This is a genomic window from Nocardia sp. NBC_01327 (genome assembly GCF_035958815.1).
Lineage (GTDB): Bacteria > Actinomycetota > Actinomycetes > Mycobacteriales > Mycobacteriaceae > Nocardia.
The window spans coordinates 2,006,558-2,031,718 of sequence record NZ_CP108383.1; the positions used below are offsets into that span (position 1 = coordinate 2,006,558).

Here is a 25,161-nt window from a genome sequence, read left to right on the forward strand (position 1 = left end):
AAACAGGAGTGCACCGCACCGGATCCAATTCCGGTGCGGTGCACTCCTTTCATACGCGTCAGCCGATCAGTGCACCGGCCCGCTCGGCGCGTACGGCATCGCGGGCGAGCGATCGGTCTCGCTGCTCCTCGAACTTGCGCACATCCTCGTGCAACTTGTCGAGAAATACTCCGAGCTCATTGCGCAGCTGATCGCCGCGCGGCCCGAAGTCATTGCGTTCGAAGATATTCCACTTCTTGAGTACCGGCAGCACCACTTCTTCCAGATGCTGCCGCAGATCGTAGATGCCGTGTTTGGCCATGAGCACGCCATTGCGCCGGAAGTTGGGCATCCCGGCCCCGGGCATCTGGAATTCCCGGATGATGTGCGTGATGGCTTCCATCGCCTGGTCGGGGGACAGGTCCAGGGCCGCCGCGCACATATTGCGGTAGAAGATCATGTGCAGGTTCTCGTCTGCGGCGATGCGCTGCAGCATCCTGTCTGCTATGGGGTCATTGCACACTTTGCCGGTATTGCGATGCGAAACGCGCGTCGCTAATTCCTGAAATGTGACGTATGCGACAGAGAACATAAATCCGGCGGCCGAGGGGATCGCATTGGTGCCGATGCGCTTGCGCGCGAGTTGAGTCGCGTTGTAACCATTGGTCATATGGATCATCCGGGCCTGTTCCAGGGCCTCCGGATCGACCCCTCGGGTCACCACCAGATAGTCCCGCAGCACGATGCCGTGCCGGTTCTCCTCGGCCGTCCAGCGACCCACCCAGGTGCCCCACGGACCGTCCTGGGAGAAGTTGTCGGAGATCTCCCGATGGTAGCTGGGGAGGTTGTCCTCGGTCAGCAAATTGGTGATCATTGCGGCCTTGGCGACCTCGCTGAGCTGGGACTGAGCGGGATCCCAGTCCGCACCGCCCATTGCTGCAAAGTTGCGACCGGCATCCCACGGTACGTAGTCGTGAGGATGCCAGGCTTTGGCCATGGATAGATGCCTATTAACATTCGCTTCGGCAATCGGCTCCAGCTCGATGAGCAACTCGAGCTGCGTCAGATTCCTGGCCACGATCGTGTGCCTCCCTCAAAATGGCTCGGCGCTGCGGAATGATGCAGTGGAAAGCGCTTGAGATCCGGCGATAGCCGCCGCGGGGAAGGAGCCGCCGGGAAGAGATCCGGGGGTGCCCGCGTGTCGCGCAACGAGACTGGTCGGCTTCGCCTCGGCTAATCTAGCCCAGTTCGCCGGATATTGGCTTCATCCCCGCCGAAGTGTTCGCCGGCGGGGTGCGTTCTCTAGTTGCATACCAGTCCTTGACAGCCCATGCGGATCGAATCTGGTTCGCCGGAGCATTGCTACGGAGAGTGAACGATCATGCAGACGAGCCACGCCTCCCCGGCCCAGCGCCGGAAGTTCCCGAATGTCGTTGTCACCGCACTGGCGGCGACCACCTCCATCGCCGGTGATGTCGATTCGACCTGGAAGGGACTACTCAACGGCGAGAGCGGAATCGACGTCCTAGAGGACAGTTTCCTCGACGATTTCGGTCTGCCGGTGCGTATCGGCGGGCATCTGAAGGTCTGTCCGACTTCGGTTCTCGAGCGTGAAGAGATTCGGCGCACATCATACGTGGAGCAGATGGCACTGGTGCTCGGGCGCGAGGTGTGGCGCAATGCCGGCAGTCCGGAGGTGGACGGCGATCGCCTCGGCGTCGCCATCGGCACCGGTCTGGGCGGCGCGGAAATGCTGATCATCGCGCGCGACAAACTCTCCAGCGGCGGCTACCGCAAGGTGTCGCCGCTGACCGTGCAGACCATCATGCCGAACGGACCGGCGGCGGTCATCGGAGTGGAGATGGGCGCGAGGGCCGGTGTGACAACGCCTGTTTCGGCTTGTTCGTCCGGTTCCGAGGCGATTGCCAATGCCTGGCAGCGAATCGTCATGGGCGATGCCGACATGATGATCACCGGCGGCGTGGAGGGTTCCATCCAGGCCCTGCCCATTGCCGGTTTCTCCATGATGCGCGCCATGAGCACCCGCAATCACGATCCCAAGGCGGCCTCCCGCCCGTTCGACAAGGACCGGGACGGTTTCGTTTTCGGGGAGGCGGGCGCGCTCATGGTCATCGAGACCGAGGAGCACGCGCTGGCTCGCGGCGCCACCATCCACGCCCGAATCATGGGCGCGGGCATCACATCCGACGGTTTCCACCTCGTCGCCCCCGATCCCGAGGGCACCGGCGCCGCCCGCGCGATGATGCGCGCCATGGAGCATGCCGGAATCTCGAAATCCGATGTCTCCCATATCAATGCACATGCCACCGCCACGCCGATCGGCGATGCGGCGGAGGCGAACGCGATCTACCAGGCCGTCGGAAATCATGCGGCGGTCTACGCTCCCAAGTCCGCACTGGGGCATTCCATCGGTGCGGTCGGCGCGCTCGAATCGGTTCTCACCGTGCTGAGCGTGCGTGACGGAATCATCCCGCCCACTCTGAATTTGGACAATCTGGACCCTACGATCGATCTCGATGTGGTGTGCGGGCAGGCCCGTAGCGGTAGCTACGAGTACGCCCTGAACAACTCGTTCGGGTTCGGTGGGCACAACGTTGCCTTGGCCTTTGGCCGGTACTGAGTGACGAGGATCATGTCACCTGCTAGTCTTCCCCAGCCCCAGCTACTTCTCGGGCTTCGGAGTCGATTCTTGTTCGGTGTCACTGCACAGTCATAGCTGTGAGTTGAAAAAGGATAGGGAATGATCGGCGAGACCTTTGATGACTATCTGGACGAGCACGGCAATATCAAGATCCCCAGCAACCAGACCATGATCGACCTGGTCGACAAACACTCTGCGGCGCAAGGGGATGAGCTCGCCTACCGCTATGTCGACTATTCGCGGGAACGCGATGGTGAGTACTTCGAGCTGACCTGGAACGAGTTCGGCGTCCGGCTGCGTGCGGTGGCCGCACGGCTGCAGCAGGTCACGCAGCCCGGCGATCGCGTCGCTATCCTTGCGCCGCAAGGGCTCGACTACATCGTCGCCATGTATGCGGCGGTCTACGCAGGCGCCATCGCCGTACCGCTCTTCGATCCGGACGAGCAGGGTCACTCCGACCGATTGCACGCGGTGCTCGACGACTGCAAACCCGCAGCCATCCTCACGGTCGGTCCGTCCGCGCCCGGGGTGCGGGAGATCTTCCGGGGTCTGCCCGCGCCGAAGCGGCCGCGAATCATTGCGGTGGAAGCGATTCCGGACTCCGTGGGCGATACCTGGGTGCGCCCGGACATCAATATCGACAGCGTGGCCTACCTGCAGTACACGTCGGGTTCGACGCGTACGCCCGCGGGCGTGGAGATCACCCACCGGGCGGTCGGCACCAACCTGCTGCAGGTGATCAATACGATCGGTATTACCGAAAAAGCACGTGGCGTCACCTGGCTACCGCTGTTCCACGATATGGGCCTGCTGACGGTCATCCTGCCGACCATCGGCGGCAAGTTCATCACCATCATGTCGCCCAGCGCCTTCGTGCGCCGGCCCTACCGCTGGATCAAGGAGCTGGCCGCACAGGCGGACGGCGCCGAGATCTTCGCTGCCGCACCGAATTTCGCCTTCGAGCATGCGGCGGCCCGCGGTCTCCCCAAGCCGGGGGAGGAGCTCGACCTGTCCAATGTGATCGGCCTGATCAACGGCAGCGAGCCGGTGTCGGTGACGTCGATGAAGAAGTTCAACGACGCCTTCGAGCCGTACGGTCTGCCGAAGACCGCCATCAAGCCCTGCTACGGCATGGCGGAGGCGACCCTGTTCGTCTCGGCGACCCGGCGCGAGGACGAGGCCCGCGTGGTCTATGTCGACCGCAACGAACTCAATGCCGGTCGCATGACCGAGGTGAACCCGGACGCGGATAATGCTGTGTCCCAGGTGTCCTGCGGTTATGTGGCGCTCTCGCAGTGGGCGGTGATCGTCGATCCGGAGACCAATGCCGAGAAGCCCGAAGGGCAGGTCGGCGAGATCTGGCTGCACGGCAAGAATATGGGCATCGGCTACTGGGGCCGCCCCGAGGAGTCCGAGGCGACCTTCCGCAATCGGCTTGTCACCCGGCAGTCGCCGGACAGTCATGCCGAGGGCGCGGCGGACGACGCGGACTGGATGCGCACCGGGGATTTCGGCGCGTACCTGGACGGCGAGCTCTACATCACCGGCCGCGTCAAGGATCTGGTGATCGTGGACGGGCGCAATCACTATCCGCAGGATCTGGAGTTCTCCGCACAGGAGTCCAGCACCGCGCTGCGCCCGGGTTTTGTTGCGGCCTTCTCGGTTTCGGCCAATCAGCTGCCCGTCGATGTGATCAGCCAGAACGGTTCGGCGGTTGCGCCGGATCCCGGCAATACCGCCGAGCAACTGGTGATAGTGGCCGAACGCGGCACGGGCGCAGCGAAACTCGATCCGGTGCCGATCGCCGAGTCGGTGCGCGTTGCCATTGCCAAGCGGCACGGCGTGACGGTCCGCGATCTGCTGCTGGTTCCCGCGGGTTCCATTCCGCGCACCTCCAGCGGGAAGATCGCCCGCCGCGCCTGTAAGACGGCATATGTGGAGGGGACGCTGCGCGGTGGTTACCGGCAGCAGGCGTTCCCGGATGTAGCGGAATAGGTACTGCTGATCTACGGCCCGCGTGCGTGCACGCGGGCCGTTTTCTTGTCCGATTCGTTCCGACGCGCATCAAGGGGGCCTGACGGCTGGGCGCGTAATCGGTGGGGAGTCAGACCGGTCCGTACACTTTCTCGCCGTGTGGACTTCTGCCCGATTCGGGTTATTTCTTGTGACAACCACGGCCGTGCTGACACTGTCCGGAACCCCGGTCTCCGGGGCGACGGACGTGCCGTCGGCCTTCTGTGGAACGGACCTGTCCGCTGATGAGCTGACGACCATCGCCCAGCTCTCCGATACCTCCGATCTGACCGGTGATGCCCTGCAGCGGTTGGATACCGCGGTCGCGCGCAATCACCGGATCACCGAAATCCTGGTGGCGCACCGGGATCGGCGGGCGCTGTTCGGCATCGGCCTGGACGGGGTCGAAGAGGTGGCGGTCATGCCGCTGCAGCATGATCCGTCGGCCTTCCAGAACACCGATTACGCCCATGCCATCAGCCTCGAGCTACTGAGCCGCTATCTGAACAACCTGCATGCCGAATTCACCGGCGGCACAGTCGAACCGCACTGGGCGCGGTACTTCGCCCAGGCGGCGCAGTGCGAGCTGTCGGGCGCGCGGGTGGCGATGACGGGCTACGACGCGCACCTCGTGGTCGATCTCGCGTATTCGATCGCCGCCGTCGGCACGAAGCCCGAGAACGCTCCCGATTACTTCAAGATCGTCGCGGCCATCGCGGGCGCCGGCGATGTCATCATCGACCGGACGAAGCAGGTGTACAACGCCGATCTCGGCCCGCTGTGGCGGTTCTACTTCTTCGGTGAGGGCCTGGACCTGCTCGTCGGCAAGGGGGTGGCGACCAAGCCGCTGCTGGTGGCCGCCGACCTCGGGGCGAATGTGGTGATCTTCGGAAACGGCCTGGCACTGGAGGATCCGGCCCTGCACGATGCGACGGCGGTGGAGGTCAAGGCCCTCTCCGATGCCGCGGACGTCGCCTTCGAGGTACTCGCGCAGGTGCACGCGCTCTAGCCGAGGTTCCCTCGCCGCAGCGAACTACCCTGCGGCCGTATCGGTCCGGCGCCGCCGCCCCGAGGCCTTCGCCCAGTACATGCTGTAGTCCGCCGCCTGCAGCAGGTCGTCGGCGGTGGTGTGCGCCGCGTACTCCTCGGCAATGCCGACGCTGGCGGTCACCGTCAGCCGATGCCCCTGCACCTCGAAGGGCAGCGCGAAGGCGTGCCGCACGCAGCGCGCCACCTCGTCCACCTCGGCGGTGGAATTCGGTACCAGAATGACGAATTCGTCGCCGCCCATGCGGGCCACCAGCTGCCCGATGCCGGACGCGCAGTCATCGAGCCGGGCGGCCGCCTGTACCAGCAGTTCATCGCCGACCGCATGGCCGAAGGTGTCGTTCACGGCCTTGAAATGGTCGAGATCGACATAGCAGAGCCCCACCCGGCTGTCCGGATCGGTGAAGGCCGCGGTGAGCGCGTCGAAGAAACGGGAGCGATTGGCCAGCCCGGTCAGCTGATCGTGATGGGCCCGGTAGTGCAGCCGTTCGCGCAGGGCGCGCCGCTCGGAGATGTCCTCCACCAGAATGAGCGTGTACCGGGGCACGCCGCGCTCGTCCCGAATGAGCGAGACATTGATATTGGTCCACACCGTGCGCCCGTCCCGATGCGGATAGGCCTTCTCCATCTGCGCATTGTCGACATCGCCGCGCAGCACCGAGGCGTACAGCGGCCACATGCCCGGATCGTCCTCGGGATGACCGAGTTCGGTGACCTCGAGGGCGCTCATCTCCTCGGGCGTATAGCCGAGCATATTCGCGAAGGCATTGTTGACCTCGATGATCCGCCCGGTCATATCGGAGAGTCCGGTGCCGATCCCGGCCTGTGCGAAGACCGCCCGGAAGCGCGCCTCACTGGCGCGCAACTGCTCCTGCACCCGAATCCGGGCGGTGATCTCCGCGACGCGCACGCTCTCCTGCTCGGTGAGCAGCCAGCTCCGGAAGGCGCGCACATAGCCGGTGGTGAAGGCTCCCAGCAACTCTGCGGCACGCGCGCCGGGAATGTCCTTCTCCCGGGTGAAGTACGCGTCGAGAACCGAGACGCTGCGGCCGAGTACCTCATCGCCGACGAAGTGCGCGCGCGCCAGTTGCGCCCCGAGTTCGGCAACCTGTTCGGCGGATTCTCCGGTGCGGGCGGCGGCCTGCATCTGCGCGGCCAGCCGGGCGATCAGAGCGAAGGCCTCGTCCCGGCTCATGGGCACGACGTGATCGCGGGCTCCGCTGTCGAGCGCGGCTACCCACTGGTCGACCAAGTCGGCGTGCGGGCCACCCTGCTCCGGCCCACCCCCGGAATCCGACGCCATGAGGGTCGATGGTAGACCCGCCGATCGGTGCCCGCGAACCCCGCCCCAGCAGCCCATAGTGGGATACCATTGCGGCGCTTAACGATTGGCAGTGCGGGTTCGAGAGGGGTAGTGGGATCGATGACCAGACCGAGTTGGGCTCCCGAGGGTATCGATCTGGATCGGCCGAGCGCCTCCCGCGTGTACGACTATTTTGTCGGCGGCATGCACAACTTCGAGATCGATCGTGAACTCGCGCAGATGATCGAGAAGTTCACCCCCAATGTCGCGGAGACCATGCGCGCGAACCGGGATCTACTGCGCCGCGCGGTGCGCTTCCTGACCGATGCGGGCATCGATCAGTTCCTCGATCTGGGCTCGGGCATCCCCACCGTCGGCAATGTGCACGAGGTTGCGCAGGCCCGAAACCCCGAAGCGCGAGTCGTTTACGTCGATATCGACCCGGTGGCGGTGGCGCACAGTCAGGCGATTCTGGAGGGCAATCCGCTCGCGGCCGTCATTCATGGTGATGTGGCGCAACCGGATTCGATCCTGGCCGCGCCGGAAGTCACCAAACTGCTCGACTTCGAACGCCCGATCGCCGTATTGCTGCTCGGCGTACTGCATTTCGTCTCCGACGAGAGTGCGCCCGCCGCGGCCGTCGCGCGCCTGCTCGAGGTCTGCGCGCCCGGCAGCTATGTCGCCATCACGCATGCCACCTCCGACGGTCAGCCCGCGGAAGTACTGGAGGCGCAGAAGCTTTCGGGTCGCACCTCCACCGAGATCGTGCTGCGCGGCAAGGACGAGATCGCGACCTACTTCTACGACTGGACGCTGCTCGAACCGGGCCTGGTGCACCTGCCGCTGTGGCGTCCGGAGGATCCCGCCGATGTCGGCGAGCACCCGGAGAGTTCCGGCGCCTACGGCGGGCTCGCCCGCAAGGACTGAGCTCCTCGGTCCGAGCCCTCGCCGCGGCATCATCACCACCGCTACGCGTGACCTGAATCCTTCTCGCGCACATGCGCTGCGAGGGCGGGCAGTACCCCGCCCAGTTGCTCGCGTACGTCGGCATCCTCGACCAGGCCGTCCGCCCCCAGCTGCTCGCGCAGCACGGTGATTCGGCCGCAGGCGGATTCGACGATATCGGCGCTCACATATCCGAGGACCGTGCGGAGGGTTTCGACGGCCGCATCGCCGCGGCCGGTGAAGGCGACATTGATCCACGCGACCGGCTTGTCCACCAGATCGCCGGTGCCGACGGTCCATTCCAGCAGGTTCTTGAGGCTGCCCGGGATCATGCCCGCGTACTCGGGGGCGCTGATGAGGACGGCATCGGCCGCGCCGATTCGCGTGCGCAGCGCTTCGACGGCGGCGGGTGCGGCCTCGTCACCCGGAATGAAGGCGGGCAGGCCGACCAGGCCGTCGTACAGCGTCGCTTCGATACCCGCCGGGGCGAGGGCCGCCACGGTGCGGAGGGCGGCGGTATTGGTGGAACTGTCCCGGGTGCTGCCCGAGATCAGCAGAATGCGCAGCGGAGTGGTCACGCAGCGGGCAACAGGAACGGGCGGCTCGGTATTTCGCACACCGTTATTCAGCTCACCGTTCGGTCACGGCGGCGGTGAGCTGTCCCACCGAGTGGGAGCGGTTGCATCACAGCCTGTCACTTTCTCTCATTTTCGGTATCGTGGCGGGAATGCCGCGCTGTCCGGGACAGTTGTTAACACATGGATTCGATTGCGCGACAACTGCATAGAGAGTGTTTGGCGCGAGAAGGGCAGGCAAAGATGACTGCGTTCACCAACCGCTTCGACGAGGCGGCGGTCGGTGCCGGAAGGTCCACGGCGACATCCGCCGGACCTGTCCCGGGTCGACTGCTGTCCGCGGAGCCCACGACGGCATATCTACTGCCCGGCCTGCGACTTCCCGCCCGCGCCTGGCGCATCGAGTACACCTCCACCAATGGTTCCGGTGCGCCGATTCAGGTCACCGGCACGGTGCTGGTGCCGCGCGAGCCGTGGCGCGGCGAGGGTTCGCGACCGCTGATCGGCTACGCCGTGGGCACCCAGGGGCTGGCCGATAAGGTCGCCTCCGCCTCCTGGCAGCTGCGCGTCGGCCTCGAATACGAATCGGTCTTCATCACCGCCGCCCTGCGCCGCGGCTGGGCCCTCGCCATCACCGACTACCCGGGATTGGGTAATCCGGGCACGCACCCGTATGTCATGGGCCGCGCACTGGGACCGTCGGTGCTCGACAGCATGCGCGCCGCGCGCCGCCTGACCGCCGCCGGACTGGACCCGAACGGCCCGCTCGGCATCTACGGCTACTCCGAAGGCGGTTGTGCCGCAGGCTGGGCGCTGCAATTGCAGCCCGGCTACGCGCCCGATCTGCCCTTGGCCGGCGGTGTGGTCGGCTCGGCTCCCGCCGATCTGGAAGACATGATCAGCTTCCTGGACGGCAGCCCGTACGCCTTCCTGCTGTTCTACGGCGTGCTCGGCCTGGATGCCGCCTACCCGGAACTCGATGTGCTGCAGTACCTCAAGCCGCAGGGCCGGGCGCTGGCGGCGGTGTTCCGCCGGACGCACGCGATTCCCGCGGCGCTGGTCGGCATCGGCCTGGGGGCCTTCGTTCCCAAGAAGGTCTCCACGTACTGCCACCGCATGCCGTTCGAGGTGCCGGAAGTCAAAGCGCGCCTGCGTGAGAACAAGCTCGGTGCGCTGGCTCCGGCGGCCCCGGTGCTGGTCGCGGGCGGTACGGCAGAACAGATCATCCCGTATCCGCAGGCCGTGCGGCTCGCGGAGGACTGGAAGGCCCTCGGCGTGGATGTCACCATGCTGTCCATGCCGCGTCGCGAACACATCACCGGCGCACTGTCTTTCGCCGGCCCCGCCATGCGCTTCCTGGCCGAGCGCTTCGCGGACATCCAGTCGATGCAGATGCAGCGCGGCGCCTGATCAGACGCCGACGTTCCAATGCAGGACACGCGAGGTGAACAGCACCAAACCCAGTGAGACCACCGCGACCGTCACCAGCCCGATCACGGCGACCACCAGCGGCCGCCAGCCCGTGCGGGCCAGCTCGCGGATATTGGTGTTCAGACCCACGCCCGCGAAGGTGAGCAGGAACGCCCAGCGCGACAGATTGCCCAGATTGGTGATCTGCGCCTTGTTCAGCCAGTGCGCGGTCGCCAGCGCCGAGACCGCCAGGAAGCCGAGCACGAACTTCGGGAACTTGGCCCAGACGAAGGCGGCCTTGGCGCGCAGCCCCGGAGCGATGGCATCGGCCTCGCCGCGCGCCGCCCAGTAGGCCGCGAAGCCCAGCACCACGAATCCGATGAGCGCGTTGCGGGTCGACTTGACCAGCACCGCGGTCTTACCGGCCGTATCGGAGAACAGGTAGCCGGTGGCGGTGGTCTCCGCGGTGTTATCGACCGCCAGACCCGCCCACAGCCCGAACTCGTGATCGGTCAGGCCGATGGCATGCCCGAGCGGCGGCAGTGCGAACAGCGCCACCGCGCCGAGCGCCAGAATCGCGGCAATGGCATAGCCGACATCCGAATTGCGCGCCCGGATGGCGCCCTTGGCCGCGATGATCGCCGAGACGCCACAGATCGCGGTGCCGATCGCCAGCAGCGATCCGAGCTTGCCCGACAGTCCGAGCAGCCGCGCCACGGTCAGAATGATGGCCCCGGACACCGTCATATCCACCAGGATCTGAATGATGCTGGTACCGCCCAGCTTTGCCACATCACCGAGCACGAAGCGGGAGCCGAGCGCGATGATGCCGACCTTCAGCCAGAACTCGTAGGTGCCCACGCCGGGGCGGAAAATGCGGTGCAGGCCAACGGTATTGGTAATGAGCAGGCCGATCAGAATGGCCCACAGCACGTACTCGATATCGGGTACGGTCCAGTGCTCGTGCTTGGCGATCTTCAGCCACCAGATCTCGGTGTACTTGCCGAGCACGCCGACGGCCACCAGCAGTGCGATGCCGGGCAGATAGGCGAGCAGGCTCTTGACGGTGAGCGGCTCGCTCGGGGTCTCGTCGAATTCGTCGTCGGTCTTGTTCGGGTCGATCGCGGTATCACTCACGGTGTCACCACGGAATCTTGGGCAGGGCGTCGAATACGGCGAGCACTGTCGCCGTACCCGCCACGATTACGGACCACCAGTCGGCGCCGAGCCGGCCGAGCGCATCGGGCCACGATTTGGTATTTGTCACCACTGCCTCCAAACAGAAAAACACCGCGACACCGCCTCATCAGTGCCGCAGACCTGCACTATGAGGGTGGCCATTGCTGTGAGCCAGGTTTGAAATCGCTGTGATTCCGGAGGCGAAGGTTGCTGCGCTGACCAGGTATTCGCGCGTCAGTCCCGGCGGTGCGCGCGGCGGTACGCGGCGGGCGTGGTGGCCGTCCAGCGTTTGAACGCGTGGATGAACGGGGTGGCTTCGGCGTAGCCGAGCCGAATGGCTATGTCGTCCACCGAGAGTGGGGTGGCGGTGAGCATCTCCTCGGCCAGCGCCTGGCGCACTTCATCCAGGAGTGCGCGGTAGCTGGTACCCGCGGCAACCAGATGGCGGCGCAGCGTGCGGGGGCTGAGATTGAGGTCGCGGCACACCGCGTCGAGGGTCGGGGGTGTACTGAATCCTGTTGCGCCGGTACCGGGTAGCAGTCGATCGCGGACCTCCGCCGCAATGCCGGTGCGCGCGCTGCGGCGGTGCAGCAGCTCGCGGCACTGCGCCACGCACAGGGCCCAGGTGGGTTGATTGGCCTGGGGGAGCGCCTGGGTGAGCAGATCCGGATCGATGCCGAAGGTGGTGTGCGCATGGCCGAAATGCGGGCGCACCCCGAACAGCCGCGTCAGGATCTCCGCCTGATCCGTTGCCGGATAGGAGAATTCGGCGCTGCTGAAATCGACCCGCGCGCCGAGCAGATCGCTCATCACCCGGTGCATGGCGACAATATCCCGCTCGACCAGGAACCGCTGTACGTCGGCGGGGATGGTGTCGTGATGAATCCAGGTGATCACCTCACGCGGCCGGGATTCCACGATCGGTGTGCAGAAGGCGAAGCCGAGGCGGTAGTAGCGCAGTGCGAGGGAGATGGCCTCGCGCAGGGTCGGACTGGTGACACAGGCGTAGCCGAAGATGCCGAAGGTGCTGATGCGATAGCGGCGGCCCACCTCCACGCCGAGCGCCGGCACGTCCGCGAGTTCCCGGACCAGATTGCGCACCACCGCCAGTTCGGTGTCGGCGGAGATCTGCGCATCCGCATCGGTGAGCGCTCGCTCGTGCAGTCCGGTGCCCGCGAGTATGCGATCGGCCGTCACCCCGTGCTCGGCCGCGAACCCGGCCATGACCGCGACACTGGCGGTGCCGCGCGGGAAGTTCCAGGTCCGGACCTCCGGCTCCTCGACGGTGCTCATCCTCCGAGTATGGCCGAAACTATTGATTTATTGGCCGTAGTGCATTGTGGGAGGTATTCGCGCAGGTCGTAGCGTTTGACGCATGGGTTTCGACTACGACGTCATTGTCATCGGCTCGGGCTTCGGCGGGAGCGTGAGCGCCCTGCGGCTGACCGAAAAGGGATACCGGGTCGGTGTTCTGGAGGCGGGCCGCCGCTTCGCCGATGACGAATTCGCCAAGACTTCCTGGCGGGCCCGGCAGTTCCTGTGGGCTCCGGCCCTGGGCTGCTTCGGAATTCAGCGCCTGACGCTGTTGAAGGACACCTTCGTCATGAGCGGCGCCGGGGTGGGCGGCGGGTCGCTGGTGTACGCCAACACGCTGTACGAACCGCCGGAGAAGTTCTACGGCGACCGCCAGTGGGGTCATATCACCGACTGGAAGACCGAACTCGCCCCGCACTACGACCAGGCCAAACGCATGCTGGGCGTAACGGTCAACCCGGCCACCACGCCCACCGACCGCGTCCTGCTCGAGGTCGCCGAGGAGATGGGCATTGCCGGCACCTATCAGCGCACACCCGTCGGCGTTTTCTTCGGCGGACCCGGCCGCCGGCCCGGTGAGGACGTCCCCGATCCCTTCTTCGGTGGCGTCGGGCCCGCGCGTCGCACCTGCACCCACTGCGGTGAATGCATGACCGGCTGCCGCCACAATGCCAAGAACACCCTGGTCAAGAACTATCTGTATCTCGCCGAAAAGGCCGGCGCCGCAGTGCATCCGCTGACCACCGTCACCGATGTGCGCCCGCTGTCCGGTGGCGGATACGCCATCGAAACGGTCCGCACCGGTCGCTGGATGCGCAAGCAGCGCCGTGAATTCACCGCCGAGCAGGTGATTTTCGCGGCGGCCTCGCTGGGCACCCAGCGGCTGCTGCACCGGCTCCGCGACGGCGGTTCGCTGCCGAATATCTCCGCGCGCCTCGGCTATCTCTCGCGCACCAATTCCGAAGAGCTGCTGTCGATTCGCAGCCGAGACAGGGGCAGCGACTTCACCAGGGGCGTGGCGATCACGTCCTCGATCCATCCCGATGCCGACACCCACATCGAGCCGGTCCGCTACGGCAAGGGCAGCAATGTCCTCGCACTCATGACCACGGCCATGGTCAGCGGTGAACCGCCGCGCGGCCGGGCCTGGTTGCGCGAGCTGGCGCGCAATCGCCGCGATCTGCTGAAGATGCACACTCCGCGGCGCTGGTCCGAGGAGATGATCGGCCTGCTGGTCATGCAATCGGTCGACAACTCGATCACGACCGTCACCAAGAAGGGCCTTTTCGGTCGCCGCATGACCACCAAACAGGGTGAGGGCGAACCGAATCCGACCTGGATTCCCTCCGGCCACGAGGTGGGCCGCCGCGTCGCCGCCAAGATCAACGGCTTCCCCACCGGGTCCGCCAGCAGCAGCATTTTCAATATCCCGATGACCGGTCACTTCCTGGGCGGTTGTGCCATAGGCGATTCGGCCGAGACCGGTGTGGTCGACGCGTACCACCGGCTCTACGGGTATCCGGGGCTGCACGTCATCGACGGGTCCACCATCTCCGCGAATCTGGGTGTGAACCCCTCGCTCACCATCACGGCCCAGGCCGAACGGGCAGTCTCGCTCTGGCCGAACAAGGGCGACGCCGATCAGCGCCCCGACCCGGGCGCGGCGTATCGGCGCCTCGCCCCGATCGCGCCCCGCAGCCCGGTCGTACCCGCCAGTGCCCCTGCGGCCCTGCGGCTTTCGCTGACCGTGATCGAATCTCAGAAAAACTGTTGACGCGACACCCACCCGTACTGTTACTCTCTTGGAGTCCGTGACACACGCAAGGAGGTGAGACCCATGAACGCAGTAACAGTTGGGTGCTCCCTTCTCCGTTCACGGACGGTCGGTTGACATTGGTGTCGCCGGGAGCGCCGATAGGCCCTCCCGAAAGGCAATGCCATGAACCACAACACCATTCAGTTCACCGCTCAGACGTCCTCCAATGGCGTGCTGGAGCGTTCCTTCACACTCGGTGACATCACCGGTGTGCTCTTCTCGCCCGAATCCGGCTCCGTCGAGGGTGCCCCGCTGCTCCTGAGCGGTCACAGCGGCGGTATGCACAAGCGTGCGCCGGGACTGGTGGCCAGTGCGCAGCACGTGGTGACCAGCAAGGGCTACACCGTCGCGGCCATCGATGCGCCCGGTCACGGTGACCGTCCGCGAAACGCCCGGGACCAGCAGTGGGTCGATGCGCTCCATGCCGCCCGGGCGGCAGGTGAGTCGATGGATCCGATCATCACCGACTACAACATCTCGCTGGCCGAGCGGGCCGTGCCGGAATGGCAGGCGACCATCGACGCCCTGCAGGCCCTGCCCGAGATCGGCGCCGGGGCGCCGATCGGCTACGGCGGCACCACCCTCGGTGTCGCGATCGGTCTGATGCTGACCATCGCCGAGCCGCGGATCACCGCCGCGGTCTTCGGTCCGGTCCTGGCATATCAGGCCCTGATCGATGCCGCGCCGCAGCTCACGCTCCCGGTCGAGTTCACGATCGCCTGGGACGACGAGGAAATCGGCCGGGAACGCGGCCTGGAACTGTTCGATGCCGTCGGTTCCACGGACAAGGCGCTGCACATCTATCCGGGCAGGCATCAGCGGATGGCCACCTTCATGGCCGACAATCACGCGCGCTTCTTCGAGAAGCACCTCGGGCGTATCGCCGAGCCGGCGATCTGACCTCGCAGGTGGCGGCGTCCGGCCCCGCGCCGGACGCCGATACCTCCGAAACCTCCTGCCGGGCAGGCGATTCGGTGGTCAGAGCTGTTGCAGCCGGATCTTCGCGTCGGCGTACTCGGTGATCAGGCGGTCGACCAGCTCGGCGGTGGTGGTCACCGCGGCGGTGGTGGCGATGCCCTGACCGGAGCCCCAAATGTCGCGCCACGGTTTGGCTTCGGTGGTCTGCGAGTCGTCGGTGCCGAAATTCATGGCCGACGGGTCGCGGTCGCCGAGGTTGTCCGGGTCCAGGCCGACCGCTGTGATGCTGGGGCGCAGGTAGTTTCCGTGCACGCCGGTGAAGCGGCTGGAGTAGATGATGTCGGCGGCGGTGGAGTCGACGATCATCTGCTTGTAATCGGTTGTGGCATTGGCCTCTTCGGTGGCGATGAAGGATGAGCCGATGTAGGCCAGGTCCGCGCCGGCGGCCTGTGCGGCGAGCACCGACCGGCCGTGCCCGATGGCGCCCGAGAGCAGCAGCGGACCGTCGAACCAGGCGCGGATCTCCTGAATCAGGGCGAAGGGGGATTGGGCTCCGGCATGCCCGCCCGCACCGGCGGCCACCGCGATGAGTCCGTCCGCGCCGCGCTCGACCGCCTTGTGCGCGAACACATTATTGATGACGTCGTGCAGCACGATGCCGCCGTAGGAGTGCACCGCCTCATTGACATCGGCGCGGGCGCCGAGCGAGGTGATGACGATCGGCACCTGGAATTCGACGATCGTCGCCAGATCTTCCTCGAGCCGGTCGTTGCTCTTGTGCACGATCAGGTTCACCGCGTACGGCGCGGAGGGCCGGTCCGGATTCTCGGCATCGTGCTTGGCGAGCTCCTCGTTGATGCGCACCAGCCATTCGCGGAACTGCGACTGCGGCCGCGCGTTGAGCGACGGGAACGAACCGACCACTCCGGCCCGCGACTGCGCGATGACCAGGTCCGGGCCGGAGACGAGAAACATCGGTGAGGCGACCGCCGGCAGGCGTAGTCGTTCGGACAGGATGGGCGGCAGGCTCATGGTGCGCGGTTCCTTCGGTGAGTCGTGAACGTAGCGAAGCTTAAGCCGCGCGAGGATTCGCGGAGTCAGGCCGCATGGCCGATGTAGTTCACGGAACCGCCGATCGCCCCGTCGTCCTCGGGTCCGATCAGGGTCGTGATGAAGGCATGCTGGGAGCGGAGACCCGTACGGGCCTGCCGGGTGCGCCAGCCCGGGACGAGCATGCCCACGCCGGAACGGACCACATTGACCGGGAACTTGGCCACCGGATACCAGGGCGGCATATAGCTGGGCAGGCCGAGTTGGCGCATCCGGCCGCGGCCCAGGAAGGCCGTGCTGATCGAGAGGTGCCGGGCCCAGGCAATCCGGCGGCGCAGCGATGTGAGATTCGAGTAGTACCAGGTCAAGGGGTCTTCAGCCATGGGCCGTGCCAGCTGCATGCTGGTCTCGTCGGGAGCGGTGAGGACGGTCAGATAGTGGAAGAGCTGCTTGGTGGCGTCCACGAATCCTGTTGGCAGGTAGCGTTCCTCGATACCCATGACCCAGCCGACATAGCGGGTGAGGTGCACGATCGCGTCCAGTTCCCTGGGCGTGAAGACATTGCCCATCATCATGCCGGTGAGCGCGGGTGCGTAGAGCGCGCCCAGCATGGTGACCGCCATATCGGTCTGATTGACCGGCACTCCCCAGTCCTCGGCGCTCCACTCCGGCAGGTTCGCGACATGCCGGCGCACGAAGGTATGGATCAGCCTCACATGCAGGGTGGAGCGGAAACCCTTGCCGCCGGGCCGCATTCCGCCGTCCGAGATGACGTCGAGCGCCCACTTCATGGTTTCGGCGAAGCGCCGGCCGCCGCCGGTCGCGCCGCTCTTACCGGTATTGGTCAGCAGCAGGGTGCGATTGATGCCGGAGGCCACGAAGCCGCCGAGGAACGGAACATCGCGCGCCATGTAGATGCCATCGATCCCGGCGGCCTGAAAGATGCGTTCCCCGAGCTCGATTCGCTTCCAGTCCACCCACGCGGGCGGCTTCTCCACCGCGGTGAAGAAGGCCCGCAACGGTTCCGGCGCATCCGGAATGCTGTCGATGCCGTGTTCCAGCGCCTGATCGAACAGTGGCCGCACCTTTCCCATCCCCGCGGCATACATCCACTCCACCAGTTCGTCCATGGGCCGATCCCCGATGGTCAGGGCCTCCCCGATGGCCGCCCACTCCGCATCGTTGGGCGGCTTCATTCGCATCACTCTGGCTATCGGTCCCAGCACCGGTACCTCGGCCGGGGCGTCAGGATGCCGAGTCGGAATGGTCGACGGTCGAGTGCGCGTCATCGGGCAGCTCCTTCGTGGTTCTGGTGAACGTCCTCACCAGATATCTGGCAACAGTCTTCACCAGATTTTCGCTCGTGACAAGATTTAGGAGAAAATCTCTCATGCACTCACTCCGTGCCGGCTGTGTATGGGTGCCCGGTGGCAAACGCACTAGTGAAGGCTGTGGGCAGAACTGTGGTGATAGTCTTCACCAAACTGGGTCGGCAATGACGAGGTAGCGACGTGGAGACATCCCGAGGCCGGTACGCCGGACTCAGCGCCGAGGAGCGGCAGCGGCAGCGCCGCCGCAAGCTGGTCGAGGCCGCCGAGGAGATCATCGGCGAGCAGGGGCTGGCCGGGCTCAAGGTGCGCGCGCTGAGCGCCCACGCGGGGCTGAACGACCGCTACTTCTACGAGAGCTATGCCGATACCGACCAATTGCTCTTCGAAATCCTCGACGAACAACTCGCGCAGGTGATGGCCGAATTCGTGGCGCTGCTGGCCACCACGCCGTCCGATACCCGGGTGCGGCTGCGCGCGGTGGTCGAGGCCGGAGTGACCTCGGTCGCCGACAATCCGCTGCGTCGCCGGCTGTTCATCGAGCTCCAGTCGCTCGATGAATTGCGCCGCCGCAGAGGCGAATTCGTGGGTCTGGTCGCCGGCATCATGCTCGATCAGGCGCGCGAACTGCTCGGCGAATCGGCCGCCGAGGGTATTCACGCCGAACTCGCCGCCCGCACTGTCTCACACGGTGGCGTGGAACTGCTCACCGAATGGCTGCGCGGCGACCTCGATATCGAGCGCGGTGTGCTCATCGACTTCCTGGTCGCCATGATCCTGACCTCCTCCGAGATCACCACCACCGTGCGCCGCGAGATGGCCGGTTCCGGTGACGGCTCCCTGAACTGACCCTGGACGAATTGGTCCCGGCGTCTCAGGATGAGACCGGAGTGTCGCCGAGTCCGAGGAGTTGATGTGGCCGACCGGCAGGTGGATTGGCTGGCGGGCGGGGTGCGCCGGTCGATCGCGAGCGAGCGGATCGTGGCTGCCGCGGCGGAGTTGTTCCTGGCGCGCGGGTTCGATCAGGTCGGGATGGATGATGTGGCTGCCGCGGCCGGCTGTTCGCGGGCCACGCTCTACCGGCATTTCCGGGGTAAGCCCGCGCTCATCGATGCCGTTCTGGCGCGCTCCGCGGTCGCGGTCGCGCAGCGGGTCGCGGCGGCCGTATCGCGCTACGACGGATCGCGGCGGATTGTGGAGGCCACGCTCGCCTCGGTCACCGCCGTGCGGTCGGACCCCGCCCTCGCGCGCTGGTTCGCAGACAGAACCGGCGGCAGCAATGAAGTCTTCGCCTCCTCAACGGAATTGGGCCGGATCGCGACCATGCTGACCGGCATCACGCCCGATGATGAAGCGGCGCAATGGATTGTGCGGGTGGTGCTGTCACTGCTGTGCTGGCCGCTGCCCGATGCCGCGAGCGAGCGGCGCATGGTGGAGCGGTTCGTGAGCTAGCTGTGTGGTCAGCGGTTCGTCGGGATCGAGGACCAGCCCGCGTGATTCGGCGGTGGAAGACAGTGCGCCCCAGGCGAACGAGGTCAATTGTTCGGCCAGTTCCTTACCGCTGATCACCGGTTCGTTGAGCCAGCGCAGCACGCCGAGTCCGATCGCGCCCAGCAGGGCGTCCACCACGAACTGGGTGTGCTCGCCGTCCGCGCCGCGCAACCGCAGGATGCCGGAGAAGAAGTCGGCGACCGCGTCCGACAGCGGCCGGCCGTCCTCGAGCAGCTGTGTCGCGCCGTAGGCGGCGACCACATGTGAGCTCACAATGAAGCGAAAGAGGTTGGGGCGCTCGGAGACCAGGTCGATATAGGCCGCCAGCGCGGTGCCGATGGCCTCGCGCGCCGAGGCGGCCGGATCGAAGAGCGGTGTCACGCGTTCGACGATTAGCTGCTGTACCCGGCCGCTGACCGCGGCCAGCAGTTCGACCTTGTCGCCGAAGAAGCGATACAGCTTGGGGCGCGGTATCCCCGCGGTTTTCACGACATCATCGATGGACAGATCGGGCCCGTGCGCGTCGATGGCGCGAATGGTGGCCTCGATGAGTTCGGCGCGCACCAGGGCGCGATGTGAGTGCCAGCGGTCGTGCCTGGCATCACCCTTCTGCGCGGCGGGTGGGTGGGAGGCCATGCCGGAGATTGTAATTCGATCCGTTACGGCGCACCCCTTGCGTTGCTGTCTGGGACAATCCTACACTGACTGCACATCGAACACGCAGTACTAGGTACTCAGTGTTGCACCAAGGACGGTCAAAGATGACAAGTGCGCCTCCCGCAACCACCTACCCGAAGGCTCGGCGGATCAGTTTCCGTTTCGAGCAACACAATTCGAACGATAAGTACTTCGTCGACGGCGATATGGTGTTCAGCCACTTCGTCGCCGGACTCTCCGGCGGCTTCCCGCCGGGCGAGGAATCCTTCATCCGCTCGGTCCGCCGCGTGGCCGAACTCGTCACCGATCCGGTGCTGAAGAAGCGTGTCGCCGGCTTCATCGGGCAAGAGGCCATGCACGGCCAGGAGCACCGCCAACTCAACGACAAACTCGTCGATATGGGCTATCCCATCGAGTGGATCGATACCGATCAGGCCAAGGAGCGCATGCTCCGGCTCGAGGAGCGATTCGCACCGCTGGTCCATCTGGCCGCGACCGCGGCCGCCGAGCACTACACCGCCGTCCTGGCGCAGCGGGTGCTCTCCAGTGACGAGATCCAGAACATTCCGGCCTCACCCGAGTTCTGGCATCTGCTGAATTGGCATGCGCTGGAAGAACTCGAGCACAAATCGGTGGCCTTCGACGTCTTCCGGGCGGTCGGCGGCTCCGAGCGCACACGCATCGGAGTCATGGCCGGGCTGTTCGCCTTCACCATGCCCTTCACCTTCGGGACTCTGGCGATTTCGCTGGCCCGGGACCCGGTCGCGCGGCGGCAGCCCGTGCGCGTCGCGCAGGAGGCGTACGCCCTGTTCCGCGGACCCATCTTCCGCGGGCTGATGGCGGAGCTGGCCCAGTATCTGCGCCCGGGCTTCCATCCCGACGACATCGACACCACCGCACTGCTTCAGCAGTGGCAGCAAAGGCTTTTCGGCGAAGAAGGCGTGCTCGTCGATCACCTGAAGTAACCACAACTCCATCGAGAAAGGACCGACCAATGACGATCGGTCAGGACACCAAGTCCCTCACCCCCTATCCCAAGGTCCGGCGCATGCGATTCCGGTTCGGCCAGCCCGAGCCGATGGCGCACCAATTCGTCCAGGACGACATTCCGCTGACCCACCTCATTGCCGTGCTCTCGGGTGCGTTCCCGCCGGGCGAGGAATCCTTCATTCGCTCGGTGCGCAAATTCTCCGGTGAGATCACCGATCCCGTGCTCAAGAAGCGGGTGGCGGGCTTCATCGGTCAGGAGGCGGTGCACGGTCAGCAGCATCGAGTATTGAACGATCAGTTGATCGATATGGGTTTCCCCATCGTGCGGATCTTCACCTTCGAACCCGGTGCGCTGCGGGAACGGGCACTGGTCAGGTTCGAGAATCTGGTGCCGCGGCAGGCGCACCTGGCCTTCACCGCACTGGCCGAGCACTACACCGCGACGCTCGCGGCCCGGGTGCTCGGCGAGGACGCGATCCAGACCATTCCCGGTGATCCCGAAGTCTGGAATCTGTTGAACTGGCACGCGTTCGAGGAACTCGAGCACAAATCCGTGGCCTTCGATGTGTATCGCGCCACCGGCGGTTCCGAGGCCCTGCGCATCGGACTGATGGCGGGCAGCTACGCGCTCACCATTCCGGTGGTCGGGTTGGGTGTCGCCGTGTCGATCCTCAGTGATCCACGCAGCTGGCGGCCGATAAAGGTGGCGCGGCAATCGGTTCGGCTGGTCCGGGGTCCGATCGTCAAGGGGCTCTTGAAGGAAATGCGGCCGTACATGCGGCCGGGCTTCCATCCCGACGATATCGACACCACGGAATTGCTGGAGCGCTGGCGCGTCGAACTCTTCGGCGCGCAGGGCGAACTTGTCGATCGCATCGGCTGAGCCGGGCAGACGGACGCGAGGAAAAAGTATGAGCGGCAACGACTTCGGCACGGGTGCGCCGGACGCTGCCCGTCCCGACCACGAGGTCATCGTGGTCGGGGCGGGGTTCGGCGGCATCGGCACCGGCATCGCCCTGCAGCGCAAGGGTATTCACGACTTCATCATTGTGGACAAGTGGGACCGGGTGGGTGGCACCTGGCATGCCAACACCTATCCCGGTGTGGCGGTGGACATCCCCTCGTTCATCTACAGCTTCTCCTATGAGCAGCGCGGAGACTGGTCGCGGATCTTCGCGCCAGGCACCGAACTTCGCGACTATGCCGAGGACATGGTCGACAAGTACGGACTGCGCGGCAAACTGCGGTTGAACACCACCATCGTGGCGGCCGATTTCGACGATGACAGCAGCCTGTGGCGCTTGACCACCGACGGCGGGCAGCAGCTCACCGCCCGGTACGCGGTGCTCGCCATCGGCGGTCTGGAACGGCCGAAGATGCCGGATATCGAGGGGGTGAACGATTTCGGCGGCACGCTTGTGCACACCGCCATGTGGGACCACGATGTGGACCTGCGCGGTAAGCGGGTCGCCGTGATCGGCACCGGGGCGACGGCATTGCAGTTGATCCCGGCGATTGTGGACGAGACCGAACATCTGACCGTCTTCCAGCGCACGCCGATCTGGGTCTTCCCCAAGAGCGATTCGGAGGTCGGCTGGCTCGGGCGGCAGGTATTGGGCCGCAGGCGAATTCGCTCGGCGCTGCGGGCGGTCGGCAATGTGGGCACCGAACTGGCCATGAGCGGCATGGTGGCCGGTCCGACCTGGCTCACCGACAGCAGCCGGCGGCTGGCGGAAGTGCCTATCCGCCAGTGGATGCGGGCGCAGGTCACCGACCCGGTGCTCCGGGAGAAGCTCATGCCGAAGTACGGGCTCGGCTGTAAGCGGCCCTCCATGTCCAACGACTATCTGAAGACGTTCAATCGACAGGACGTCAGCCTGGTCACCGAGTCCATCGAGCGCATTACCGAAAACGGTGTGGTGACCGTGGACGGGACCGAGCACGAGATCGATGTGCTCATCTGCGCCACCGGATTCAAACTCTGGGAAAAGGGTTCGGTACCACCGTTTCCCATGCGCGGGCGGCGGGGCGTCGACCTGGAGACCTTCTGGGACGAGCACCGCTACCAGTCCTATCAGGGCGTATCGGTTCCGGGATTCCCCAATGCCTTCACCATTACCGGTCCGTACGGATTTGTGCTCGGCTCGTACATCTGGATGATCGAGGCCACCGCCGCACATCTGAGCCGGGCCATTGCCGAGTCGAAACGGCGTGGCGCCACCGAGATCGAGATCCGGCAGGAGGTGCACGACGAGTACTTCGCGAAATGCCTGCGCCGGCAGGAGAAGAACTTCCTGTTCACCCCGACCTGTGCCGGTTCCAACACCTACTACATCGATGATCACGGCGATTCCCCGTTCCGCCCGTCCACACATGGCGAGATGTACTGGCAGAACCGGCATTTCGATCTCGATGTCTATCGCTACACCGTGGGCGCACCCGTCCGCGCGGCGAGCGTCGTGCTGTCCGAGGAGGCGCTGTGAAGATCAACGATATCGATCCCCGGCTGGTGGTGGTCACCGGTGCGGGCAGCGGCATCGGCCGCGCGGTCGCCCAGCGGTTCGCACGTGGGGGAGCGCAGGTCGTCGTCTCCGATATCGACGGGGATGCGGCGCTGGCCACGGTCGCGCTCATTCAGGCGCGCGGGCAGCGGGCCGTGGCCATGCGGCTGGATGTCACCGATCCGGCGGCATGGGCGGCCTTCGCCCGGGATGTGCACGCCGACCACGGTGTGCCGGACGTGCTGGTCAACAATGCCGGAATCCTGGTCAGCGGAGCGTTTTTGGATCTGGAGCCGAAGGATTGGGATAAGCAGCTCGGCGTCAATCTGCTGGGCGTCGTCTACGGCTGCCGGGCCTTCGGGCGGCTGATGATCGACGAGGGCAAGCGCGGGCACATTGTCAATATCGCGTCGGCGGCCGCCTTCACACCGACGCCGGTGATGTCGGCCTACTCGGTGTCCAAGGCCGGGGTGAAGATGCTCACCGAATGCCTGCGGCTCGAACTCGCGCCGAAAGGCGTTGGGGTGAGCGCCATCTGCCCCGGGGTGATCAATACCGGTATCGGAGACCACGCCACCACCGTCGGCGTCGATCCGGCGCTGGTCGAACGCGGTAAGGAGATCGCCCGGCAGGTGCAGGACATCGCGGCCCGGCTGCCGTTCTCGCCGCTGAGCCCGGATCTGGTGGCCCGGGCCGTGGTGCGCGCGGTGAACTACGACCTGGCCGTGGTGCCGGTGCGGGCCGAAGCCTGGCTCGGCTACTTCATGCTGCGCATCGCACCGGGTGTCAATCGCCGTATCACCCAGCCGATTTCGATGGAGCGCATCGAATCGGCCGGGGCCTGGCTGCTGAATCAGTTCGGAATCGACGCTCCCCGGGAGGTCGCCGCCGCCAGCAGAAAGGGCGCGACGGTATGAACGCACGCGCACACCGGATCAAGGTGCGCGAAGTCATCAGCGAGACCGCCGACGCGGTCTCGCTGGTCTTCGATATCCCCGAAGATCTCGGACGCCGATTCGCCTACTCGCCAGGGCAATTCCTGACGCTGCAGGTGCCGAGCGAGCACACCGGTTCGGTGGCCCGCTGCTATTCGCTCTCCAGCAGTCCGCACTGCGACGACCGCCCGGCCGTGACCGTCAAACGCACGGCCGGGGGATACGCCTCGAACTGGCTCTGCGACAACGTCGCCGCCGGATCCATACTCACCGTGCTCGAGCCGGCGGGAAACTTCGTGCCGCGCGGGTGGAATCGGGATCTGCTGCTGTGTGCGGCGGGCAGCGGAATCACCCCGATCATGTCGATTCTCAAATCGGCGCTCACCCTCGGCCGGTCGAAAGTGGTGGTGCTGTACGCCAATCGCGATCGGCAGTCGATCATCTTCGCCCGGCAGCTGCACCAGCTCGTGCAGCGGTACCCGCGGCGGCTCATCGTGCAGCACTGGCTGGAATCCGAGCGCGGGCTACCCGACGCCCGCGCGATCGCCGGGTGGGCCCGGCCCTACCGCAATCACGAGGTGTACCTCTGCGGCCCAGCCGGATTCGCCGTGGCGATCAAGCAGGGCCTGGCACAATTGAGGATCCCCGAGCGCGCGATCCGCCAAGAGGAGTACCGCTCGCTGACGGAGAACCCGTTCGAGCAGCCGATACCCGTGGTCGCGGCCGCGCCCACGGTGACCGCCGTACCCGCCCGCGCTCCGGGCGATACCCCGACAGTTCAGGTCGACATCGATGGCGATACGCATTTGCTGCCCTGGCCGCGCGGTAAGAAGCTGCTCGATGTGCTCCTCGACCACGGCATCGACGCGCCGTACGTCTGCCGCGAATCCGCCTGCGGCACCTGCGTCTGCCGGGTGGCGCGGGGCCGCACGCGCATGCTGATGAACGAGGCCCTCATCGACGAGGAACTCGCCATGGGCCTGACGCTGGCCTGCCAGACCCTCCCCGAATCCGACGATCTGCACATCACCTTCGATCAGTGACCACC

The 25,161-nt window shown here is 65.8% G+C and carries 23 protein-coding genes; 14 read left to right on the forward strand and 9 right to left on the reverse strand.

The window, feature by feature from the left end; all coding sequences use genetic code 11:
• Window positions 1-58: 58 nt before the first annotated feature.
• Window positions 59-1,057: an acyl-ACP desaturase gene (locus OG326_RS08710; RefSeq protein WP_327144089.1), complete on the reverse strand. Its 999-nt coding sequence runs from the start codon at window positions 1,055-1,057 to the stop codon at window positions 59-61.
• A gap of 303 nt (window positions 1,058-1,360) precedes the next feature.
• Between OG326_RS08710 and OG326_RS08715 the strand changes: the two genes are divergently transcribed.
• The 3 genes from OG326_RS08715 (at window position 1,361) to OG326_RS08725 (ending at window position 5,663) form a co-directional block, all read left to right on the forward strand.
• A complete protein-coding gene (locus tag OG326_RS08715; protein WP_327144090.1) occupies window positions 1,361-2,620 on the forward strand; it encodes a KasA/KasB family beta-ketoacyl-ACP synthase in 1,260 nt (419 codons plus the stop codon).
• A 123-nt stretch (window positions 2,621-2,743) separates the two neighbouring features.
• Window positions 2,744-4,636 (forward strand): long-chain-fatty-acid--AMP ligase FadD32, encoded by a 1,893-nt coding sequence (gene fadD32, locus OG326_RS08720; RefSeq protein WP_327146421.1) that lies wholly within the window; start codon window positions 2,744-2,746, stop codon window positions 4,634-4,636.
• Between the two features lie 169 nt (window positions 4,637-4,805).
• Window positions 4,806-5,663, forward strand: a complete 858-nt coding sequence (locus tag OG326_RS08725) for a DUF5995 family protein (protein ID WP_327144091.1) — start codon at window positions 4,806-4,808, stop codon at window positions 5,661-5,663.
• Between the two features lie 24 nt (window positions 5,664-5,687).
• On the opposite strand, the gene OG326_RS08730 is transcribed toward OG326_RS08725, so the two are convergent.
• On the reverse strand, window positions 5,688-7,004 hold the full coding sequence (locus OG326_RS08730; RefSeq protein ID WP_327144093.1) for a diguanylate cyclase domain-containing protein: 1,317 nt from the start codon (window positions 7,002-7,004) through the stop codon (window positions 5,688-5,690).
• Window positions 7,005-7,124: 120 nt separating this feature from the next.
• On the opposite strand from OG326_RS08730, the gene OG326_RS08735 reads away from it, so the two are divergent.
• Window positions 7,125-7,931: an SAM-dependent methyltransferase gene (locus tag OG326_RS08735; protein ID WP_327144094.1), complete on the forward strand. Its 807-nt coding sequence runs from the start codon at window positions 7,125-7,127 to the stop codon at window positions 7,929-7,931.
• Between the two features lie 41 nt (window positions 7,932-7,972).
• On the opposite strand, the gene OG326_RS08740 is transcribed toward OG326_RS08735, so the two are convergent.
• Window positions 7,973-8,527 (reverse strand): NADPH-dependent FMN reductase, encoded by a 555-nt coding sequence (locus OG326_RS08740; protein ID WP_327144095.1) that lies wholly within the window; start codon window positions 8,525-8,527, stop codon window positions 7,973-7,975.
• Between the two features lie 240 nt (window positions 8,528-8,767).
• Here OG326_RS08740 and OG326_RS08745 point away from each other — a divergent pair, with 240 nt between their 5' ends.
• On the forward strand, window positions 8,768-9,934 hold the full coding sequence (locus OG326_RS08745; RefSeq protein ID WP_327144096.1) for a lipase family protein: 1,167 nt from the start codon (window positions 8,768-8,770) through the stop codon (window positions 9,932-9,934).
• Here the strand turns inward: OG326_RS08745 and OG326_RS08750 are convergent, their stop codons facing one another.
• The 3 genes from OG326_RS08750 to OG326_RS08760 all read right to left on the reverse strand — a co-directional run bounded on the left by OG326_RS08750 (window position 9,935) and on the right by OG326_RS08760 (window position 12,406).
• Window positions 9,935-11,071 carry a YeiH family protein gene (locus OG326_RS08750; protein WP_442790930.1) on the reverse strand — a complete coding sequence of 379 codons (1,137 nt, stop codon included), beginning with the start codon at window positions 11,069-11,071 and terminating at the stop codon, window positions 9,935-9,937.
• A gap of 4 nt (window positions 11,072-11,075) precedes the next feature.
• Window positions 11,076-11,201: a hypothetical protein gene (locus tag OG326_RS08755; protein ID WP_327144097.1), complete on the reverse strand. Its 126-nt coding sequence runs from the start codon at window positions 11,199-11,201 to the stop codon at window positions 11,076-11,078.
• Between the two features lie 146 nt (window positions 11,202-11,347).
• A complete protein-coding gene (locus tag OG326_RS08760; RefSeq protein ID WP_327144098.1) occupies window positions 11,348-12,406 on the reverse strand; it encodes an AraC family transcriptional regulator in 1,059 nt (352 codons plus the stop codon).
• Between the two features lie 82 nt (window positions 12,407-12,488).
• On the opposite strand from OG326_RS08760, the gene OG326_RS08765 reads away from it, so the two are divergent.
• Window positions 12,489-14,201 carry a GMC family oxidoreductase gene (locus tag OG326_RS08765; protein ID WP_327144099.1) on the forward strand — a complete coding sequence of 571 codons (1,713 nt, stop codon included), beginning with the start codon at window positions 12,489-12,491 and terminating at the stop codon, window positions 14,199-14,201.
• 180 nt (window positions 14,202-14,381) lie between these two features.
• The gene (locus tag OG326_RS08770) at window positions 14,382-15,143 is read left to right on the forward strand and encodes a dienelactone hydrolase family protein (protein WP_327146422.1); all 762 of its coding nucleotides are present in this window, start codon (window positions 14,382-14,384) and stop codon (window positions 15,141-15,143) included.
• 78 nt (window positions 15,144-15,221) lie between these two features.
• Here the strand turns inward: OG326_RS08770 and OG326_RS08775 are convergent, their stop codons facing one another.
• Window positions 15,222-16,193, reverse strand: coding sequence for an NAD(P)H-dependent flavin oxidoreductase (locus OG326_RS08775; RefSeq protein ID WP_327144100.1), 972 nt, complete (start codon window positions 16,191-16,193; stop codon window positions 15,222-15,224).
• Between the two features lie 65 nt (window positions 16,194-16,258).
• Window positions 16,259-17,407, reverse strand: a complete 1,149-nt coding sequence (locus OG326_RS08780) for an oxygenase MpaB family protein (RefSeq protein WP_327144101.1) — start codon at window positions 17,405-17,407, stop codon at window positions 16,259-16,261.
• A gap of 315 nt (window positions 17,408-17,722) precedes the next feature.
• Between OG326_RS08780 and OG326_RS08785 the strand changes: the two genes are divergently transcribed.
• Both OG326_RS08785 and OG326_RS08790 read left to right on the forward strand, forming a co-directional pair.
• On the forward strand, window positions 17,723-18,388 hold the full coding sequence (locus OG326_RS08785) for a TetR/AcrR family transcriptional regulator (protein WP_327144102.1): 666 nt from the start codon (window positions 17,723-17,725) through the stop codon (window positions 18,386-18,388).
• Between the two features lie 66 nt (window positions 18,389-18,454).
• Window positions 18,455-18,991, forward strand: coding sequence for a TetR/AcrR family transcriptional regulator (locus OG326_RS08790; protein WP_327144103.1), 537 nt, complete (start codon window positions 18,455-18,457; stop codon window positions 18,989-18,991).
• On the opposite strand, the gene OG326_RS08795 is transcribed toward OG326_RS08790, so the two are convergent.
• Window positions 18,923-19,666, reverse strand: a complete 744-nt coding sequence (locus OG326_RS08795; protein WP_327144104.1) for a TetR/AcrR family transcriptional regulator — start codon at window positions 19,664-19,666, stop codon at window positions 18,923-18,925. The genes OG326_RS08790 and OG326_RS08795 overlap by 69 nt on opposite strands.
• A gap of 125 nt (window positions 19,667-19,791) precedes the next feature.
• On the opposite strand from OG326_RS08795, the gene OG326_RS08800 reads away from it, so the two are divergent.
• The 5 genes from OG326_RS08800 to OG326_RS08820 are packed head-to-tail and all read left to right on the forward strand — an operon-like array spanning window position 19,792 to window position 25,156.
• On the forward strand, window positions 19,792-20,652 hold the full coding sequence (locus tag OG326_RS08800) for a metal-dependent hydrolase (protein WP_327144105.1): 861 nt from the start codon (window positions 19,792-19,794) through the stop codon (window positions 20,650-20,652).
• Window positions 20,653-20,681: 29 nt separating this feature from the next.
• Window positions 20,682-21,560 carry a metal-dependent hydrolase gene (locus tag OG326_RS08805; RefSeq protein WP_327144106.1) on the forward strand — a complete coding sequence of 293 codons (879 nt, stop codon included), beginning with the start codon at window positions 20,682-20,684 and terminating at the stop codon, window positions 21,558-21,560.
• Between the two features lie 28 nt (window positions 21,561-21,588).
• The gene (locus tag OG326_RS08810) at window positions 21,589-23,160 is read left to right on the forward strand and encodes a flavin-containing monooxygenase (protein ID WP_327144107.1); all 1,572 of its coding nucleotides are present in this window, start codon (window positions 21,589-21,591) and stop codon (window positions 23,158-23,160) included.
• The gene (locus OG326_RS08815; RefSeq protein WP_327144108.1) at window positions 23,157-24,095 is read left to right on the forward strand and encodes an SDR family NAD(P)-dependent oxidoreductase; all 939 of its coding nucleotides are present in this window, start codon (window positions 23,157-23,159) and stop codon (window positions 24,093-24,095) included. The genes OG326_RS08810 and OG326_RS08815 overlap by 4 nt, the downstream gene beginning before the upstream one ends.
• Window positions 24,092-25,156 (forward strand): ferredoxin--NADP reductase, encoded by a 1,065-nt coding sequence (locus OG326_RS08820; RefSeq protein WP_327144109.1) that lies wholly within the window; start codon window positions 24,092-24,094, stop codon window positions 25,154-25,156. Before OG326_RS08815 ends, OG326_RS08820 begins: the two co-directional genes overlap by 4 nt.
• Window positions 25,157-25,161 lie beyond the last annotated feature (5 nt).